The following is a 15,815-nucleotide window of genomic DNA, read 5'->3' as shown; positions in this document are numbered from 1 at the left end:
CGAATCTGAGGATTCGGTCCGCCGAAACCTGGCAGGCTGTCGGCATGTCCGACACCGCCGCCGCCCGCCGTGCCCCCTCCGGACGTCTCGACGACGGCACCGGCGGCCCCGGAACCGGTCCCGGTCGGCCGCGTCGCCGTGCCGCCGGCCTCACGCTGCTCGGGCCCGCCTTCGTCGCCGCGATCGCCTACGTCGACCCGGGCAACGTCGCGGCGAACCTGACCGCCGGTGCGCAGTACGGGTACCTGCTGCTCTGGGTGCTCGTCGCCGCGAACGCCAGTGCCGTCGTGGTCCAGTACCTGTCGGCGAAGCTCGGGATCGTCACCGGGAGGTCGCTGCCGGAACACCTGGGCCTGCGGATGCGTCGCACCCCGCGGCTGCTCTTCTGGGCACAGGCCGAGGTCGTCGCCGCCGCGACCGACGTCGCCGAGGTCATCGGCGGGGCGCTCGCGCTGCACCTGCTGTTCGGCCTGCCGCTCGTCGTCGGCGGCGTGCTCACCGGTGTGGTCTCGATGGCGATCCTGCTCCTGCACAGCCGCCGGGGCACCCGCACGTTCGAGGCCGTGGTGACGACGATGCTCGCGGTCCTCACCGTCGGCTTCTGCGCGGGCCTGCTGTCCGCGCAGGTCTCCCCCGGCGAGCTCGTCAGCGGCCTGGTCCCCCGGTTCGAGGGCGCGCAGTCGGTGCTCCTCGCCGCCTCGATGCTCGGTGCGACGGTGATGCCGCACGCGGTCTACCTGCACTCGGCCCTGGCACGGGACCGGCACGGCGACGTCCCCGCCGGGCCGGAGCGCCGCCGGGTGCTCGTCGCGACGCGGTGGGACGTCGGGCTGGCCCTCGTCGTCGCGGGCGGTGTCAACGTCTGCATGCTCGTGCTCGCCGCCGCCACGCTGCCCGGGGTCGCGGGCACCGACACCATCCCCGGCGCGCAGGCCGCGATCGCGGCGAACGTCGGCCCCGTCGTGGGCGTGCTGTTCGCGGTCGGCCTGCTCGCGTCCGGTCTGGCGTCGACCTCGGTGGGCTGCATGGCCGGCGCGGAGATCATGCACGGGCTGCTGCACGTCCGCATCCCGGTCGCGGTGCGCCGGCTCGTCACGCTGCTGCCCGCCGTGGTGCTCCTGGCCGTCGGCGCGGACCCGACGATGCTCCTCGTGCTCAGCCAGGTGGTGCTGAGCTTCGGCATCGCCTTCGCGATCGTGCCGCTCGTGGTCTACACGTCACGGCGGAGCATCATGGGCGAAGACGTCAACGCGATGACCACCCGCGTGGTCGCGGGCGTCATCGCGCTGGTGATCGTCGCCCTCAACGTGGCGCTCGTGGTGCTGACGCTGGCCGGCTGAACCCGCCGGACGACGACGACCGGGTCGTCCCCGCGTCAGTCGACGACGCGGACTTCCTTCCAGAAGGCGTAGTAGCCCGAGTAGTCCTTGCCGACCCGGTCGAACGACGACGGGATCGGCGTGGGGTAGGTCCAGGCGCGGTCCGGCAGCGCCTGACCGTCGACCGTGACGGTGTAGTACTGCGTGTCGCCCTTCCACGGGCAGTGGTACTGGGTGTCGCTCTCCGAGAAGAACTCCGGCGCCACGCTCGACGGCGGGAAGTACCAGTTCCCCTCGATCTGGATGAGGTCCTCCTGCGGAGCCTCCGCGATCACGGTGTCGCCGACGACTGCCTTCATGACGTGCTCCTTGCGATCAGCGGCGTCCTGGCGACGCCGGTCCCGATCGGGAACGCTACGCCCGGGTGCCGGATTCCCGCAGGACGACGAGCTCGGGCCCCGCGGCGAGCGCCGCGTGCACCGTCTCCCGGTCCAGGTCCGCCGCACCCTCCGCGGCGCTCACGAGGTGCCGCACCGCGCGACGGAGTCCCGTGTACGCGGCGCAGGCGGTGGCCGCCTCGGGCGAGGTGTGGTCGATCCCGACCGTGACGAGGGCGTCGACGACGGCCCCGGCGGCGAGCAGGTCCTCGACCGCGGGCTCCGGCGTCTCCGCGCCGTCCGTCGGCTCCCCGGCGGCGTCCGCGACGGTGACGCCGGGGTCGGTGGTGCGGCCCGCGGCGACGACCGCGACGACGCACCGGTCCCCGCGCTCGGCCTGGAGGCTCGTCACGCGTTCCGCGACCGCCGCCGCGTTGCCGAGGTGGCCGAGCACGACCTCCGGGCCGTCGGGCAGCAGCGCTGCCGCGGCCCGCGCCCGTGCCGCGGGGTCGGCCCCACCCCCGGACGGTTCCGGCAGGACGTCCACCCACACCACGAGGTGCGTGCCGTGCGCGATCCGGTCGGCACCGGCGCTCCCCCACGCGAACCGGACCTGGTACTGCTCCTGGGTGCGTGCTGCCACCGGTCCACGATAGCCGCGGGCCGTCCCCGTCCGTCCCGGTCCGTCCCCGTCGGTCCCTGTCCGTCCCCACAGGAGCCCGGTCCACAGCCTGTGCCCGCTCGACCCCGCTGTCGGTGCCGCGACCGTAGGATCGGTGACCATGGAGATCGCCACCGTCCCCACGCTGACCGGCGACCGCGTCACCCTCGAGCCCCTGGCGGCCGAGCACGCGGACGACCTGCGGGCGGCGGTGGCGGACGGCGACCTCTGGCGCACCTGGTACACCTCGGTGCCGGCCCCCGACCGGGTCGAGGCCGAGATCGACCGGCGGCTCGGCGAGCACGCGGCGGGGCGGATGGTGCCCTTCGCGATCCGTGACCGCCCGACCGGTCGCGTCGTCGGGGCGACCACCTTCGCGAACATCGACACCGCCAACCGTCGCGTCGAGATCGGCTACACCTTCCTGGCGCGGGCGGCACAGCGGAGCGGGATCAACACCGAGGCGAAGCTGCTCCTGCTCTCGCACGCGTTCGACACCTGGGACTGCATCGCCGTCGAGTTCCGGACGCACTGGCACAACCAGCAGTCGCGGGCGGCGATCGCCTCGCTCGGCGCGAAGCAGGACGGCGTCCTGCGCAGCCACTCGATCGGCCGGGACGGCACGCTGCGCGACACCGTGGTCTTCTCGATCACCGCCACCGAGTGGCCGACCGTGCGCCTGTCGCTCACCGAGCGCCTGCGCACGCGGGACCGTGCCGAGGGCGCACGGCGTCGGGCCGCCCGGCACGCCTGACCCGTCGGACGCACGGGTGCACCGTCCCCCGCGGTGACGTCGCCCGCCCAGCGCCACGGCGTAGCGTCCGCAGCATGCACGTCGGTCTCCGCATCGTCCTCGACGCCCCGGTCGACGCCGTCCGCGACGCCCTGCTGTCGCCCTCGGTGATGGTCGCCGTCACGAAGCCGTTCCTCGTCTACCGCTCACGGTCACCGGAGGGACTCCCGGAGCGCTGGACCCCCGGCGTCCCGCACCCGATCACCGCCGACGCCCTCGGGGTCGTGCCGAGCGGCGACACGCACGTCGACATCGACCTGTACGAGGTCGACGGGGTGCCGGTGCAACGCGACAACGGAGGTGGCACCTCGGGGCTCTTCGGGCGGATGACCATGCGGCACCGGATGGCCACCGTCGACCTCGGTGACGGGCGGACCCTGCTGCTCGACCGGCTCACCTACCGGATGCGCCCCACGCTCCTCGGGGCCCTACTCTGGCCGGGCATGTGGGTCATCTGGCAGTGGCGTGCGCTCCGGATGCGGCAGCTCGCCCCGTCGTGGGGCCGTCCCGGGCACTGACGCGCGACGTCCGTCAGGACTTCGGCTGCTCGTCCACCTGCACGTGGACGGCGTAGTCCGTGCCGTCGACGTCACGCACCTCGACGACGGAGTCGTACACGGTCGTGTCACCCTCGGCACCGATCTCGCAGTGCACGGTGTTCCCCTCGACCAGGTCGATCGGGTCCGTGCCGCAGTCGACCAGCGGACGCTGACCGACCTCGCGTTCGAGTGCGTCGGCCACCACGTCCTCGAACCCCGACGGCGACACCGTCCGGTTCGCGGAGGCGGACACCGTGCACCCGCTCAGGACCGCGACGAGGGTCAGACCCGCCACGATCGGGGCGATCGAGCGGTGCACGCGTGGTGCCGCCCGTCCCGCCGTGGTCCGCGCGGCGGCGGTCCGTCTGGTCGTCGTTCCCCTGGTCACGTCGCCCGTCCCCTCGTCGGTCGCTGTCCGACCAGTGTGCCAGGGCCGTCACGGGAGCACCCGCAGGGGACCGTCCACAGCCCCGGCCCGTCGCTGGCGGGTCCGGAGCACCCGGGCGTACGCTCGTCCTCGTGAGCCAGACGCAGGAGCCGAGGGCCCAGGACCGTGTGCACAGCACCCTCGCCACCGTGGACTGGCGGCGGATGACGTTCGACCTGTACCGCCGGGTGCGGGCGACGGCCGACCCCGAGACCGCGCACGCGATGTGGCGCGAGACCCGCGACGCGATGTTCGCCGAGCACCCGGCCAGTCCGCTGCTCGACGAGGACGCCCGCGACTTCGAGGCGCTGCCCGTGCCCGACTACGACCCCGAGTGGCGGTTCCGCGCGCGCATCGAGTCCGCCGAGCCCCGTGCGATGGACGTCGAGACGGGCACCGACGGCGTCGTGCACTTCGACCGGCTCGGTGTCGTGCGGCTGCCGGGCATCGGCACGCTCGACGTCTGGTCGCACGGCGGCTACGCGGGCGGGGTCTTCGTGCCCGTGAAGGACGCCAGCGCCGGTCGTGCCCGCGGCACCTACGGCGGCGGGCGGTACCTGCTCGACACGATCAAGGGTGCGGACCTCGGCGGCGACGACGGCGAGCTCGTCCTCGACTTCAACTTCGCGTACAACCCCTCGTGCGCGTACGACCCGGCGTGGGCGTGCCCCCTCGCGCCCCCGGGCAACACCGTCGCCGTGCCGATCCCGGTCGGCGAGCAGTACGACTTCTGACACGACGCACGCACGAGCACACGGACAGGACGCAAGGGTGGATCGCATGACGGGACTCGTGGCACTCGACGCGGGCGGCCGGGTGCCGCCCTTCGAGCAGGTCCGTTCGCAGATCGCGGCGCAGATCGCCGCCGGGTACCTGGTGGACGGGGAGCGCCTGCCGAGCGTGCGCGCCCTGGCCGAGGAGCTCTCGCTCGCCGCGGGCACCGTCGCGAAGGCCTACCAGCTGCTCGAGGAGGCCGGGCTCGTGCACACCGCCCGGGGCGCCGGCACGCGGGTGGTGCGGCCGGCCGAGGTGCCCGACGCCGTCGCCGGGGCAGCGCACGCCCTGGCCGCCGCCGCGCGAGCGGCCGGGTTGTCCGCCGACCAGGCCGCAGCGGCACTGCGCGACGCCTGGCCCGCCTGAGGCGACCGCCCGCCGTCCGCGACGCGCGGGGCGGAAGGCACACCGTGCCTCCCGGCCGACCGCCGTGCGCGCCCTCCGCGACACGCAACGTCGGCGAGGTCTCGCAGCGCTGTGCTCCTGCGCATTGCCGCCGACGTTGCGTCGCGCTGGGCGGGACGGGACCGGACGGGGTCCTCAGCAGTGCTCGAAGACGTACTCGTCCGAAGCAGGGGTGACCAGGTCGCGGTCCCGCAGGATCGTCATGGCCGGGCGGTCGCGCAGGCGGCACACCGATGCCCACGAGCGGTCGAGCGTGTCCGCGTACTCGACGTCGACCACGCGCTTCCCGTACGCGGCCGTGTAGGCCGAGCACTCGTCGTACTGCACGCACTCCTCGGCGACGACGAAGTCGAAGCCCGTCGACTGCCGCCCGGCCTTCCCGAGCTGCGGCGTGTTCTTCTGCCCGACGGCCAGACCGCGATCGTGCCCGAGCCGCACGAGCGTCGCCGCCAGCGCGAGGTTCCCCGCGCGGGTCAGTCGCTTCCCCGACCGTGTCCACGAGTCGAGGTTGTCGAACTCGACGGCGGCGAACCCGCGGTCGGCGCACCGCGCGACCGACTTCGTGAGCTCCTTCGTGATCGCGGCGCGCTTCGCGGCGGTCCGGGTGTCGAGGAGCACCTCGTCCGGCCAGCCCGGGTCGGCCACGAGCTCGCCGGAACCGTCGCGCAGCAGTGCCGACGGCGCCCGGCGCTCCCACCCGGCGAGCGCTCCCGGCTGGGTCTGGAAGCCGTTGACGTAGCAGACGGAGTACTTCCCGGCGGCCGGGCGGTCGGTGCTGTCCCGCTCGACGATCGTCACCCCGGACGGCGGCGTGTACCCACCGCCGAGCTGGTAGTCGGGGCGCCCCGAGGTCGGCAGGTTCCGGTACGAGGAGGCCGTCGACCCGGCGGGTGTCGCGGCCTCGGCACAGCCTGCGCTGCCGAGGACGGCGACCAGCGCGATCGCGGTGGTCAGGAGGACGGATCGCGTGCGCACCACGGGATCATCGCACGCCCCGTCGCACGCCACGTCGCACGCCCGACGCGAACGGCCCCGGCTCGTTCGACGAGCACCCGCTATGCTGGTGGTACTCGAGGCGCCGATCGCCTCGTGCGTCGTACGGACGCCCCCGACTCCCGACCCTCATCCGGTCGATGATCGCGCACCGACATCCCGGTGCCAGGCTCTCTGCTGCGGCGACCGCGTCAGCCTCTGCTGACGCGGGGTTCCCGCCCGCGCGCCACATGCCAGCGCGCCCACGGCCGGCACGAGCCGGCCCGAAAGGTCACCATGACCAACCAGGACATCCGTTTCTCCGACCTCGGCGTCCCCGCGCCGATGGTCCAGTCCCTCGCCCAGCAGGGCAAGGAGACCGCGTTCCCGATCCAGGCCGACACGCTCCCCGACTCCCTGCAGGGCAAGGACGTGCTCGGCCGCGGGCGCACCGGCTCCGGCAAGACGATCGCCTTCGCGATCCCCCTGGCCGCCCGTCTGGCCGCGAGCCGTCGCCCGCGCCGCGCCGGCCGCCCCCGTGCACTGGTGCTCGCCCCGACCCGTGAGCTCGCGACGCAGATCGACGCGACCCTCGCCCCGCTCGCGAAGTCCATGGGACTCAACACGACGACGATCTTCGGCGGCGTGGGCCAGGGCCGTCAGGTCGACGCGCTCCGTGCCGGTGTCGACGTGGTCGTCGCCTGCCCGGGCCGCCTCGCCGACCTCATGCAGCAGGGGCACGTGAGCCTCGGCGACATCGAGGTCACCGTCCTCGACGAGGCCGACCACATGGCCGACATGGGCTTCCTGCCCGGCGTGACGAAGATCATGCAGGCGACCCCGGAGCAGGGGCAGCGCCTGCTGTTCTCGGCCACGCTCGACAACGGCGTGGACAAGCTCGTCAAGAAGTTCCTGCACAGCCCGGTGATGCACTCGGTCGACGACGAGACCAGCCCGGTCGAGGCGATGACCCACCACCTGTTCGAGGTCGCCGACGCCGACGCGAAGAAGGACCTCGTCCGCGCGCTCGCCTCGGGCACCGGCCGCCGCATCCTCTTCATGCGCACCAAGCACCACGCGAAGCGCCTGGCGAAGCAGCTCACGAGCCAGGGCATCCCGGCCGTCGACCTGCAGGGCAACCTGTCGCAGGGTGCGCGTGAGCGGAACCTCGCGAAGTTCTCCTCCGGCGAGGCCCTCGTGCTCGTCGCCACCGACGTCGCCGCCCGTGGTGTGCACGTCGACCACGTGGAGCTCGTCGTGCACGTCGACCCGCCGACCGAGCACAAGGCGTACCTGCACCGTTCGGGCCGCACCGCGCGTGCCGGGTCCTCGGGTGACGTCGTCACCGTGACGCTGCCGGCCGAGCGCCGCGACGTCGCACAGATGATGCGTGCCGCCGCGATCAAGGTCACCCCGCAGCAGGTCACCGCGACTTCGCCGGCCGTCGCGTCGCTCGTCGGCGAGGTCGCGCCGATCCGCCACCTCGCTCCGGAGCAGCCCGCACAGCAGCAGCGCCAGCGGCAGCCGCGTGCGACCGAGACGGGTCTCGCCGAGTCCGCGGGCGGCGGTCGTCGCCGTGGTCGCGGCGGCCGGTCGGGAGGCTCGACGCAGGCTCCCGAGACCACCTCGGCCGGTCGCGGCTCGGGTCGCACCGCCGGTGGTCGCGGTGGTCGTCCGGTCACCGCGGGGGCTCCGGCCGCCGCTGGTGGCACCGGGCGCGCCGGTGGCGCCGGTCGCGGCAACGGCTCGGGCTCGGGTGCTGCAGCGTCGGGCGGTGCGGCCGCCGGTGGGCAGCGTCGTTCGGGCGGGAGCCGTCGGGCGTCGAGTGACGTCGTCCGTGGCGGGTCCGCCCCGGTGTGGTCGTCCGAGGGCGGCTACGCAGCGGGTCGTTCCGGTGCGGGTGAGTCCGGCGGCGGTCGTCGCCGCGGCGGCTCGCGTCGCGCATCGCGTCCGGCGGGGGCTGCCGACCGCCACTGAGCGGTCCGCTCGGGCCGGAGCGACGGTGTCCGGAACCTGGACGCCCGGTGGGAGCACCGGGCGTCCCCACGCGTAGGTTCTCCTTCACCGACGGCCGCGCGAGTGGCCGACGGGGAATCGTCCGTCGTTGGAAGGAGACCGTATGGCTGGCAGCGAAGAGAACCACACCGGCGAGAAGCTCGTCGGCAAGGTCAAGGAGGGCGTTGGCAACCTGACCGGCAACGACAAGCTGAAGGCCGAGGGTCAGACCGACCAGGCCAAGGCGTCGGCCAAGCAGGGCGTCGACGACGTCAAGGGCGCAGCGCACGGCGTTGCGGACTCCCTCCGCGACGAGAAGCACTGAAGCCGGTCCACGACCGAGCTGCGAAGCCCCCGGAACCGCACGGTTCCGGGGGCTTCGTCGTGTGCGGGCACCGCGTCGGTTCGGTCGCCCGCGGATCGAACCACGGAAACGACGTGGAACCAGACCGTGCCGGTGGTTCGATGTCGCTTCCGTGGTTCGGAGCAGATCGGCATCGTCGCGGGCGCGGCCCGGGAGCGCCGCGGTGATGTGATGGCTAGTGCAGGGCGCCGACCGAGGCGAGGCCGGCGCGCAGGAGTGCGCCGCGGCCGCCCTCCATCTCCTCGGCGACGGCGTCGGAAGCTGCCTCCATCGGGCTCATCCACGTGAGCTCGAGGGCGTCCTGCCGGGGCTCGCAGGTGCCGGTGACCGGGACGACGTACGCGAGGGAGATCGCGTGCTGCCGCTCGTCGGTGAACACCGAGGCGCCGGGGAGCGGGAAGTACTCGGCCACCGTGAAGGGCGTGGGGCTCGCGGGGAGCTGCGGGAACGCCATCGGACCGAGGTCCTTCTCGAGGTGCCGGAAGAGCGCCGTGCGGATCGACTCGCCGAACATCACGCGGCCGGAGACGAGCGTGCGCGCGATCGAGCCGCTCGGGGCGACACGGAGCAGCACGCCGACCTCGGTCACGACACCGAGCCCGTCGGTCCGGACGGGCAGGGCCTCGACGTAGCAGATGGGCAGTCGACGACGGACGTCGGCGAGCTCCTCGTCGGACAGCCAGCCGGAGTCGGGGTCGGGGGTGCGCAGCGAGGCCATGCACCGTGTCTACCAGTCGCCCCGGCGAGTTCGGCGGGAGGCGCGGTCGCCGTGGACGGCTAGCGTGGTCCCCGTGATCGATGCGGACATCGTGCAGTGGACCCGTCCGACCGGGGAACGCGCGGGCACGCCCCTGCTCGTGGCCATGCACGGGGTGGGGTCGCACGAGCGCGACCTGCTCGGGCTCGCGCCCGCGCTGCCGTCCGTCTGGACCGTCGCATCGCTCCGCGCACCGATGCCGTGGGGGCCCGGGTTCTCCTGGTACCCGCTCGGGACGCCGGGGTCGCCCGCGCTCGAGCCGGTCGACGCCGCGGTCGCCGGTGTCCTCGAATGGATCGACGCCGTGTCCGCCGACCACCCGCGCATCGGTCTGCTCGGGTTCTCGCAGGGCGGGTCGATGGCGCTGCAGCTCCTGCGTGCCCGACCGGCCGCGTTCGCCTTCGCGGTGTCGTTGTCCGGGTTCGTGGTGCCCGGGGTGACCGACTCCCGCGACGAGGCGGTCGCGGCCGTCCGTCCCCGGGTCTTCCTGGGACACGGCGACCTCGACCCGGTGATCCCGGCCGAGGCCACCGCGCGGACGCAGGCGTGGGCCGCGACGCACACGGACGTGACCGACCGGACGTACGTCGGCCTGCCGCACGCGGTGTCCGCCGAGGAGCTCGCCGACGTGGCCGCGTTCGTCGACGCGTCCTGACGGCCGCTCCCGCGACGGGTCCGCGGAGGTGACCGGGTGACCGACTGACGGCCGGGAGGCGCGTGGCGGGGTCGCCACGTGCCTCCCGTCCGGCACGGCGCTACTCGGCGAGGATCTGCAGCAGGTCCTTGCGGAGCTGGTCGACCTTCGCCGTCGCGGCCCTGGTCTGCTCGTCGGAGGCGCTGGTGCGGTACATGTGCAGCACCCCCATCGCCTTGCGGAGGGCCTCGACGAACTCGCGCTGCGTGTCGGGCATGCCCGGCGCGGCGTCGAACGCGGCGGCGATCTCGTCCGCCTTCGCCTCGGCCTCGGCGCGGCCGGCGTCGGTGAGCTCGAAGAGCGTCTTGCGGCCGTCGCCGTTCGAGACGACGAGGTCCTCGTCGACGAGCTGCTGGAACGTCGGGTAGACCGAGCCGGGGCTCGGCTTCCAGGCACCGCCGGTGCGCTCGGCGATGGTCTTGATCACGGCGTAGCCGTTCTGCGGGCCCTCGGCGAGCAGCCCGAGGATCGCGAGGCGGACGTCGCCGCGACGGCGGCGCTCGCGCCCGAAGCCGGGGCCGCCGCCGAAGCCGGGACCGAAGCCCGGGCCGAAGCCGCCGCGTCCGCCGAACCCGGGGCCGAAGCCGCCGCGTCCGCCGTGGTCGTGGTCGCCGCGGTCGCGGCCGGGGAAGCCGTGGCCGTGGTGCTGTCGCGCGCCGCCGAAGCGGGGGCCGCGCGGACCGGTGCCGCGGGGGCCGCGGCGGGGCGTGGTGCTGTCGAGGTCATCGTACGAGGGGCGCATGATGACTCCTTCCTGTCGGTGGTGACGTGAGCTCGCGATGCGTTGTGTTCCTATCGCGATGGGTTAACGATAGATCGCTACGGATCGGCCTGTCAAGCACCCGTCCTCCCCCGGACCGCTGTCGGTGGCGACGGGCAGGATGGGACGGACCATGACGGACGTCCTCGAGCGCTTCTCCCCCGCGACCGCGGAGTGGTTCCGTGGCGCGTTCCCCGGCCCGACCGCGGCGCAGGCCGGCGCGTGGGACGCGATCTCCACCGGGCAGCACGCGCTCGTGGTCGCCCCGACCGGCTCCGGCAAGACGCTGGCGTCGTTCCTCTGGTCGATCGACCGGCTCATCAGCGCGAGCGACCGTCCGCCGGCGAAGCAGCGCACGAGGGTGCTCTACGTCTCTCCGCTCAAGGCCCTCGGTGTCGACGTCGAGCGGAACCTCCGCAGCCCGCTCGTCGGCATCACGCAGACCGCGCGTCGGCTCGGGACGGAACCGCCCGAGGTCACGGTGGGCGTCCGGAGCGGTGACACCCCGTCGTCCGACCGGCAGCGGCTCCTGCGGCAGCCGCCGGACATCCTCATCACGACGCCCGAGTCGCTCTACCTCATGCTCACGTCGCGGGCGCGCGAGACCCTGGTGAACGTCGACACCGTCATCGTGGACGAGGTCCACGCGGTCGCCTCGACCAAGCGCGGCGCACACCTGGCGGTCTCGCTCGAGCGCCTCGACGACCTGCTCGAGAAGCCCGTGCAGCGGATCGGCCTGTCCGCGACCGTGCGCCCCGCGGAGGAGGTCGCCCGGTTCCTCGGCGGCCGCGCGCCCGTGTCGATCATCGCCCCGCCGGCGCAGAAGACCTTCGACCTGCGCGTGGTCGTGCCGGTCGACGACATGACCGAGCTCGGCGCCCCGCCGGTCGGTGCCGACGCGACCGAGTCACCGACGAACGGCTCGATCTGGCCCCACGTCGAGGAACGCGTCGTCGACCTCATCGAGGAGCACCGCTCGACGATCGTGTTCGCCAACTCGCGCCGACTCGCGGAACGCCTGACGGCACGGCTCAACGAGATCCACGAGGAACGCGTGCTCGGGGCCGTCGACGCGGCGGGTGTCGGCACGGCTGCGCTCGGCGCGCCGGAGGTCGTGGGCGCGGAGGCCGTGGGCGCGGTGGCCGGGTCGGCTCCCGTCACACAGTCCCCCGGTCGGGCGTCCGCGCACGCACCCGTCGCACAGCCGAAGCGACCGCCGGCGCAGCTCGTCGGGCAGTCCGGACAGACCGAGGGCGGCGGCTCCGACCCGTCGGTCCCGGTGCTCGCCCGCGCCCACCACGGCTCCGTGTCGAAGGACCAGCGCGCGATCATCGAGGACGACCTGAAGTCCGGACGTCTGCGCTGCGTCGTCGCGACCAGCTCGCTCGAGCTCGGCATCGACATGGGCGAGGTCGACCTCGTGGTCCAGGTCGAGGCCCCGCCGTCGGTCGCCAGCGGCCTGCAGCGCGTCGGTCGCGCCGGACACCAGGTCGGCGAGATCTCGCGCGGCGTGCTGTTCCCCAAGCACCGCGCCGACCTCGTGAACAGCGCGGTCACCGTCGAGCGCATGGTCTCCGGGCAGATCGAGTCGATCTCGGTGCCCGCGAACCCGCTCGACGTCCTCGCGCAGCACACTGTGGCCGCCGGGTCGATCGACACCGTCGAGGTGGAGCACTGGTTCGAGCTCGTCCGGCGGAGCGCCCCGTTCAGCTCGCTGCCGCGGTCGGCGTTCGAGGCGACGCTCGACCTGGTGACCGGGCGGTACCCGAGCGACGAGTTCGCCGAACTCCGGCCGCGCCTGGTGTGGGACCGCGTGCACGGGACCCTGACCGGGCGTCCGGGCGCCCAGCGACTCGCGGTGACGAGCGGCGGCACGATCCCGGACCGCGGCATGTTCGGCGTCTTCATGGTCGGCGAGAAGGCATCGCGCGTCGGCGAGCTCGACGAGGAGATGGTCTACGAGTCCCGCGTCGGCGACGTCTTCGCCCTCGGCGCGACGAGCTGGCGCATCGAGGAGATCACGCACGACCGGGTCATCGTCAGCCCGGCGTTCGGGCAGCCCGGGCGGGTCCCGTTCTGGAAGGGCGACGGCATCGGTCGTCCCGCCGAGCTGGGACGGGCGACCGGTGCGTTCGTGCGCGAGGTCGACGCGGCCTCCGACGACGACGCGCGTGCCCGGGTCGCCTCCGGCGGGCTGGACGAGCGGGCCGTGACGAACCTGCTGACCTTCCTGCGCGACCAGCGTGCGGCGACCGGTCACGTGCCGAACGACACCACGCTCGTGGTCGAGCGGTTCCGCGACGAGCTCGGCGACTGGCGGCTCATCCTGCACTCGCCGTACGGCATGCAGGTGCACGCGCCGTGGGCCCTGGCGGTCGGCGCCCGGCTGCGCGAGCGGCACGGCATCGACGGCGACGCGATGGCGGCCGACGACGGCATCGTGGTGCGGATCCCGGAGACCGACGCGGAACCGCCCGGCGCCGACCTGTTCGTGTTCGAGCGCGACGACCTCGAGGCGCTCGTCACCGACGAGGTCGGCGGCTCGGCGCTCTTCGCCGCCCGCTTCCGCGAGTGCGCGGCCCGGGCCCTGCTCCTGCCGCGGCGGAACCCCGGGCAGCGGTCGCCGCTCTGGCAGCAGCGCCAGCGGGCGTCGCAGCTGCTCGAGGTCGCGCGGAAGTACCCGACGTTCCCGATCGTGCTCGAGACCGTGCGCGAGGTCCTGCAGGACGTCTACGACGTGCCGGCGCTGCTCGGCATCTCGGACCAGATCGCCGAGCGCCGCATCCGCCTGGTCGAGCGCGAGACCGAGCAGCCGTCGCCGTTCGCCCGGTCGATCCTGTTCGGGTACGTCGCGGCCTTCATGTACGAGGGCGACTCGCCGCTGGCCGAGCGCCGGGCGGCGGCACTGTCGCTCGACTCGACGCTGCTCGGAGAGCTGCTCGGACGGGCCGAGCTCCGCGAGCTCCTCGACCCGGCGGTCATCGCCTCCGTCGAGCGCGACCTGCAGCGGCTCTCCCCCGACCGTCGAGCGCGCGACACCGAGGGGCTCGTCGACGTGCTGCGGCTCGTCGGCGCCCTCGAGCTGGACGAGCTCGTCGCCCGCAGCTGGGTGGCCGACGCCGCTGACCCCGACGCCGCGCGTGCGACCGTCCGGTCGGCGCTGGAGGCCCTCGAGCGCGACCGCCGTGTGCTGTCGTTCACGCAGGGCGGTGCGACGCGCTGGTCGGTGATCGAGGACGCCTCCCGCCTCCGCGACGCCCTCGGCGTCCCGCTGCCGATCGGCGTGCCGACCGCCTTCGTCGAACCCGTCGCGGACCCGCTCGGCGACCTGGTCGGCCGGTACGCCCGGTCGCACGGACCGTTCGCCGCGCAGGAGGCCGCGAGCCGGCTCGGCCTCGGCATCGCCGTCGTGCAGGACACCCTGCGCCGCCTGGTCGCCGACCGCCGCGTGGTCGAGGGCGAGTTCCGCCCGGACCGCCAGGGCGCGGAGTGGTGCGACGCCGAGGTGCTCCGCCGCATCCGGACGAAGTCCCTCGCCGCGCTCCGGCACGAGGTCGAGCCGGTGTCGCCGGACACCCTCGCCCGGTTCCTGCCGGCGTGGCAGCACGTCCAGGCGCCCGGCACCCGCGGCGGGCTGCGCGGGGTCGACGGGGTGCTGCAGGTCATCGACCAGCTGGCCGGCGTCGCCCTGCCCGCGAGCTCGTGGGAGACCCTCGTGCTGCCGTCCCGCGTGAGCGACTACTCCACGAGCATGCTCGACGAGCTGACCGCCACCGGCGAGGTCCTGTGGTCGGGCGGCGGCACGCTGCCCGGGAACGACGGCTGGGTGCGCCTGCACCTCGCCGAGACCGCGTCGACGACCCTGGCGGAGCCCGACGGCGGCGAGACCACCGAGCTGCAGCGCGACGTCCTCGGAGCGCTGGCCGGCGGTGGTGCCTACTTCTTCCGGCAGCTCGGCCAGGCGGTCGGCAGCACGGACGACCAGGCCCTGACGACCGCGCTGTGGGACCTGGTCTGGGCCGGACAGGTCACGAACGACACGTTCGCGCCGCTGCGGTCGATGCTCGGCGGCAAGGCGAGGTCGACGAGCGCGCCGCGGGCCCGGGCGTACCGCGGGCGGCGTCGGCCGACGCTGCCGTCGCAGTCCGGTCCGCCGTCCGTGGGTGGTCGGTGGTCGATCCTGCCGCTCGCCGAGTCCGACTCGACGCTGCGTGCGGCAGCGACCGCCGAGCAGCTGCTCGAGCGCTACGGCGTCGTGACCCGCGGTGCCGTGCAGGTCGAGGGCGTTCGTGGCGGGTTCGCCGGTGTCTACCGGGTGCTCAGCCGGTTCGAGGAGTCCGGCCGGGCACGCCGCGGGTACTTCGTCGAGGGGCTCGGGGCGGCACAGTTCGCGACGAGCCCGACCGTGGACCGGCTCCGGACCTACGCACGCGACCTCGACGACGACGAGCGCGCCGACCCGGACCGCGAACGCCAGGCACTCACGCTCGCGGCGACGGACCCGGCGAACCCGTACGGTGCGGCGCTGCCGTGGCCGTCGGACGACGCCCCCGCCGACCCGGACGCCGACCCCGCTGCTCCCGGTCCCGCGGCCGACGCCGCTCCGACGGGCGCCCGCGGTGCGGCCGTCCCCGCCAGCCGGTCGACGTCGACGAGCGGTCGCGGACACCGACCGGGGCGGAAGGCCGGGGCCCTCGTGACCACGGTCGACGGCCGCCTCGCGGTCTACGTCGAGCGCGGCGGGAAGTCCGTCCTGACCTTCACCGACGACCCGGCGGACCTCGCGGTCGCGGCGCGTTCGATCGCCGCCACCGTGCGGAGCGGGCTGCGGAAGCTCTCGGTGGAGCGGGTGGACGGCGACTTCGTGCTGGAGACGCCGCTCGGGTCGGCACTGCGCGAGGCGGGGTTCACGGCGACCCCGCAGGGACTGCGGCTGCGTGTCTGACGCGACCAGGGCCTCCCGGGCGTGCGCCGGTGC

General features: G+C 74.0%; 15 protein-coding genes. 9 read left to right on the top strand and 6 right to left on the bottom strand.

Annotated features, from left to right (window positions below):
• The first annotated feature begins 44 nt into the window (after positions 1 to 44).
• Positions 45 to 1,340 carry an Nramp family divalent metal transporter gene (locus M3666_RS10500; protein ID WP_251155187.1) on the top strand — a complete coding sequence of 432 codons (1,296 nt, stop codon included), beginning with the start codon at positions 45 to 47 and terminating at the stop codon, positions 1,338 to 1,340.
• Between the two features lie 35 nt (positions 1,341 to 1,375).
• Here the strand turns inward: M3666_RS10500 and M3666_RS10495 are convergent, their stop codons facing one another.
• Both M3666_RS10495 and M3666_RS10490 read right to left on the bottom strand, forming a co-directional pair.
• Positions 1,376 to 1,678, bottom strand: a complete 303-nt coding sequence (locus tag M3666_RS10495; RefSeq protein ID WP_066657097.1) for a DUF427 domain-containing protein — start codon at positions 1,676 to 1,678, stop codon at positions 1,376 to 1,378.
• Positions 1,679 to 1,733: 55 nt separating this feature from the next.
• Entirely contained in the window at positions 1,734 to 2,339 is a 606-nt protein-coding gene (locus tag M3666_RS10490; protein WP_066657098.1) for a hypothetical protein, read from the bottom strand.
• 139 nt (positions 2,340 to 2,478) lie between these two features.
• Here M3666_RS10490 and M3666_RS10485 point away from each other — a divergent pair, with 139 nt between their 5' ends.
• Both M3666_RS10485 and M3666_RS10480 read left to right on the top strand, forming a co-directional pair.
• Entirely contained in the window at positions 2,479 to 3,111 is a 633-nt protein-coding gene (locus M3666_RS10485; RefSeq protein ID WP_066657099.1) for a GNAT family N-acetyltransferase, read from the top strand.
• Positions 3,112 to 3,185: 74 nt separating this feature from the next.
• Positions 3,186 to 3,668, top strand: a complete 483-nt coding sequence (locus tag M3666_RS10480; RefSeq protein WP_251155186.1) for a hypothetical protein — start codon at positions 3,186 to 3,188, stop codon at positions 3,666 to 3,668.
• 13 nt (positions 3,669 to 3,681) lie between these two features.
• Here the strand turns inward: M3666_RS10480 and M3666_RS10475 are convergent, their stop codons facing one another.
• Complete coding sequence (locus M3666_RS10475; protein WP_251155185.1) at positions 3,682 to 4,008, bottom strand: hypothetical protein; 327 nt, start codon at positions 4,006 to 4,008, stop codon at positions 3,682 to 3,684.
• Between the two features lie 272 nt (positions 4,009 to 4,280).
• On the opposite strand from M3666_RS10475, the gene M3666_RS10470 reads away from it, so the two are divergent.
• Positions 4,281 to 4,850: a DUF1684 domain-containing protein gene (locus M3666_RS10470; RefSeq protein ID WP_066658792.1), complete on the top strand. Its 570-nt coding sequence runs from the start codon at positions 4,281 to 4,283 to the stop codon at positions 4,848 to 4,850.
• Between the two features lie 46 nt (positions 4,851 to 4,896).
• The gene (locus tag M3666_RS10465) at positions 4,897 to 5,256 is read left to right on the top strand and encodes a GntR family transcriptional regulator (protein ID WP_066657105.1); all 360 of its coding nucleotides are present in this window, start codon (positions 4,897 to 4,899) and stop codon (positions 5,254 to 5,256) included.
• A 174-nt stretch (positions 5,257 to 5,430) separates the two neighbouring features.
• On the opposite strand, the gene M3666_RS10460 is transcribed toward M3666_RS10465, so the two are convergent.
• Positions 5,431 to 6,270: an endo alpha-1,4 polygalactosaminidase gene (locus tag M3666_RS10460; protein ID WP_209684890.1), complete on the bottom strand. Its 840-nt coding sequence runs from the start codon at positions 6,268 to 6,270 to the stop codon at positions 5,431 to 5,433.
• Between the two features lie 294 nt (positions 6,271 to 6,564).
• On the opposite strand from M3666_RS10460, the gene M3666_RS10455 reads away from it, so the two are divergent.
• Positions 6,565 to 8,244 (top strand): DEAD/DEAH box helicase, encoded by a 1,680-nt coding sequence (locus tag M3666_RS10455; RefSeq protein WP_251155184.1) that lies wholly within the window; start codon positions 6,565 to 6,567, stop codon positions 8,242 to 8,244.
• A 142-nt stretch (positions 8,245 to 8,386) separates the two neighbouring features.
• Positions 8,387 to 8,587 (top strand): CsbD family protein, encoded by a 201-nt coding sequence (locus tag M3666_RS10450; protein WP_066657109.1) that lies wholly within the window; start codon positions 8,387 to 8,389, stop codon positions 8,585 to 8,587.
• A gap of 214 nt (positions 8,588 to 8,801) precedes the next feature.
• Here the strand turns inward: M3666_RS10450 and M3666_RS10445 are convergent, their stop codons facing one another.
• Positions 8,802 to 9,344: an NUDIX hydrolase family protein gene (locus M3666_RS10445; protein WP_066657112.1), complete on the bottom strand. Its 543-nt coding sequence runs from the start codon at positions 9,342 to 9,344 to the stop codon at positions 8,802 to 8,804.
• 73 nt (positions 9,345 to 9,417) lie between these two features.
• On the opposite strand from M3666_RS10445, the gene M3666_RS10440 reads away from it, so the two are divergent.
• Positions 9,418 to 10,038, top strand: a complete 621-nt coding sequence (locus tag M3666_RS10440; RefSeq protein WP_251155183.1) for a prolyl oligopeptidase family serine peptidase — start codon at positions 9,418 to 9,420, stop codon at positions 10,036 to 10,038.
• A gap of 100 nt (positions 10,039 to 10,138) precedes the next feature.
• Here M3666_RS10440 and M3666_RS10435 read toward each other — a convergent pair whose 3' ends face one another.
• Positions 10,139 to 10,819, bottom strand: a complete 681-nt coding sequence (locus M3666_RS10435; protein ID WP_066657116.1) for a PadR family transcriptional regulator — start codon at positions 10,817 to 10,819, stop codon at positions 10,139 to 10,141.
• A gap of 151 nt (positions 10,820 to 10,970) precedes the next feature.
• Between M3666_RS10435 and M3666_RS10430 the strand changes: the two genes are divergently transcribed.
• Positions 10,971 to 15,782: an ATP-dependent helicase gene (locus M3666_RS10430; protein WP_251155182.1), complete on the top strand. Its 4,812-nt coding sequence runs from the start codon at positions 10,971 to 10,973 to the stop codon at positions 15,780 to 15,782.
• Positions 15,783 to 15,815: the final 33 nt, after the last annotated feature.

It is taken from the genome of Curtobacterium sp. ODYSSEY 48 V2 (assembly GCF_023712625.1).
Lineage (GTDB): Bacteria > Actinomycetota > Actinomycetes > Actinomycetales > Microbacteriaceae > Curtobacterium.
Note: the sequence above shows the minus strand (reverse complement) of the source record. Positions and strands in the feature narration are given on the sequence as shown.

Coding starts and splice junctions, on each gene's coding strand:
- M3666_RS10500 (WP_251155187.1), top strand. CDS start 45: ATGTCCGACACCGCCGCCGCCCGCCGTGCCCCCTCCGGACGTCTCGAC.
- M3666_RS10495 (WP_066657097.1), bottom strand. CDS start 1,678: ATGAAGGCAGTCGTCGGCGACACCGTGATCGCGGAGGCTCCGCAGGAG.
- M3666_RS10485 (WP_066657099.1), top strand. CDS start 2,479: ATGGAGATCGCCACCGTCCCCACGCTGACCGGCGACCGCGTCACCCTC.
- M3666_RS10480 (WP_251155186.1), top strand. CDS start 3,186: ATGCACGTCGGTCTCCGCATCGTCCTCGACGCCCCGGTCGACGCCGTC.
- M3666_RS10470 (WP_066658792.1), top strand. CDS start 4,281: ATGACGTTCGACCTGTACCGCCGGGTGCGGGCGACGGCCGACCCCGAG.
- M3666_RS10465 (WP_066657105.1), top strand. CDS start 4,897: ATGACGGGACTCGTGGCACTCGACGCGGGCGGCCGGGTGCCGCCCTTC.
- M3666_RS10455 (WP_251155184.1), top strand. CDS start 6,565: ATGACCAACCAGGACATCCGTTTCTCCGACCTCGGCGTCCCCGCGCCG.
- M3666_RS10450 (WP_066657109.1), top strand. CDS start 8,387: ATGGCTGGCAGCGAAGAGAACCACACCGGCGAGAAGCTCGTCGGCAAG.
- M3666_RS10445 (WP_066657112.1), bottom strand. CDS start 9,344: ATGGCCTCGCTGCGCACCCCCGACCCCGACTCCGGCTGGCTGTCCGAC.
- M3666_RS10435 (WP_066657116.1), bottom strand. CDS start 10,819: ATGCGCCCCTCGTACGATGACCTCGACAGCACCACGCCCCGCCGCGGC.
- M3666_RS10430 (WP_251155182.1), top strand. CDS start 10,971: ATGACGGACGTCCTCGAGCGCTTCTCCCCCGCGACCGCGGAGTGGTTC.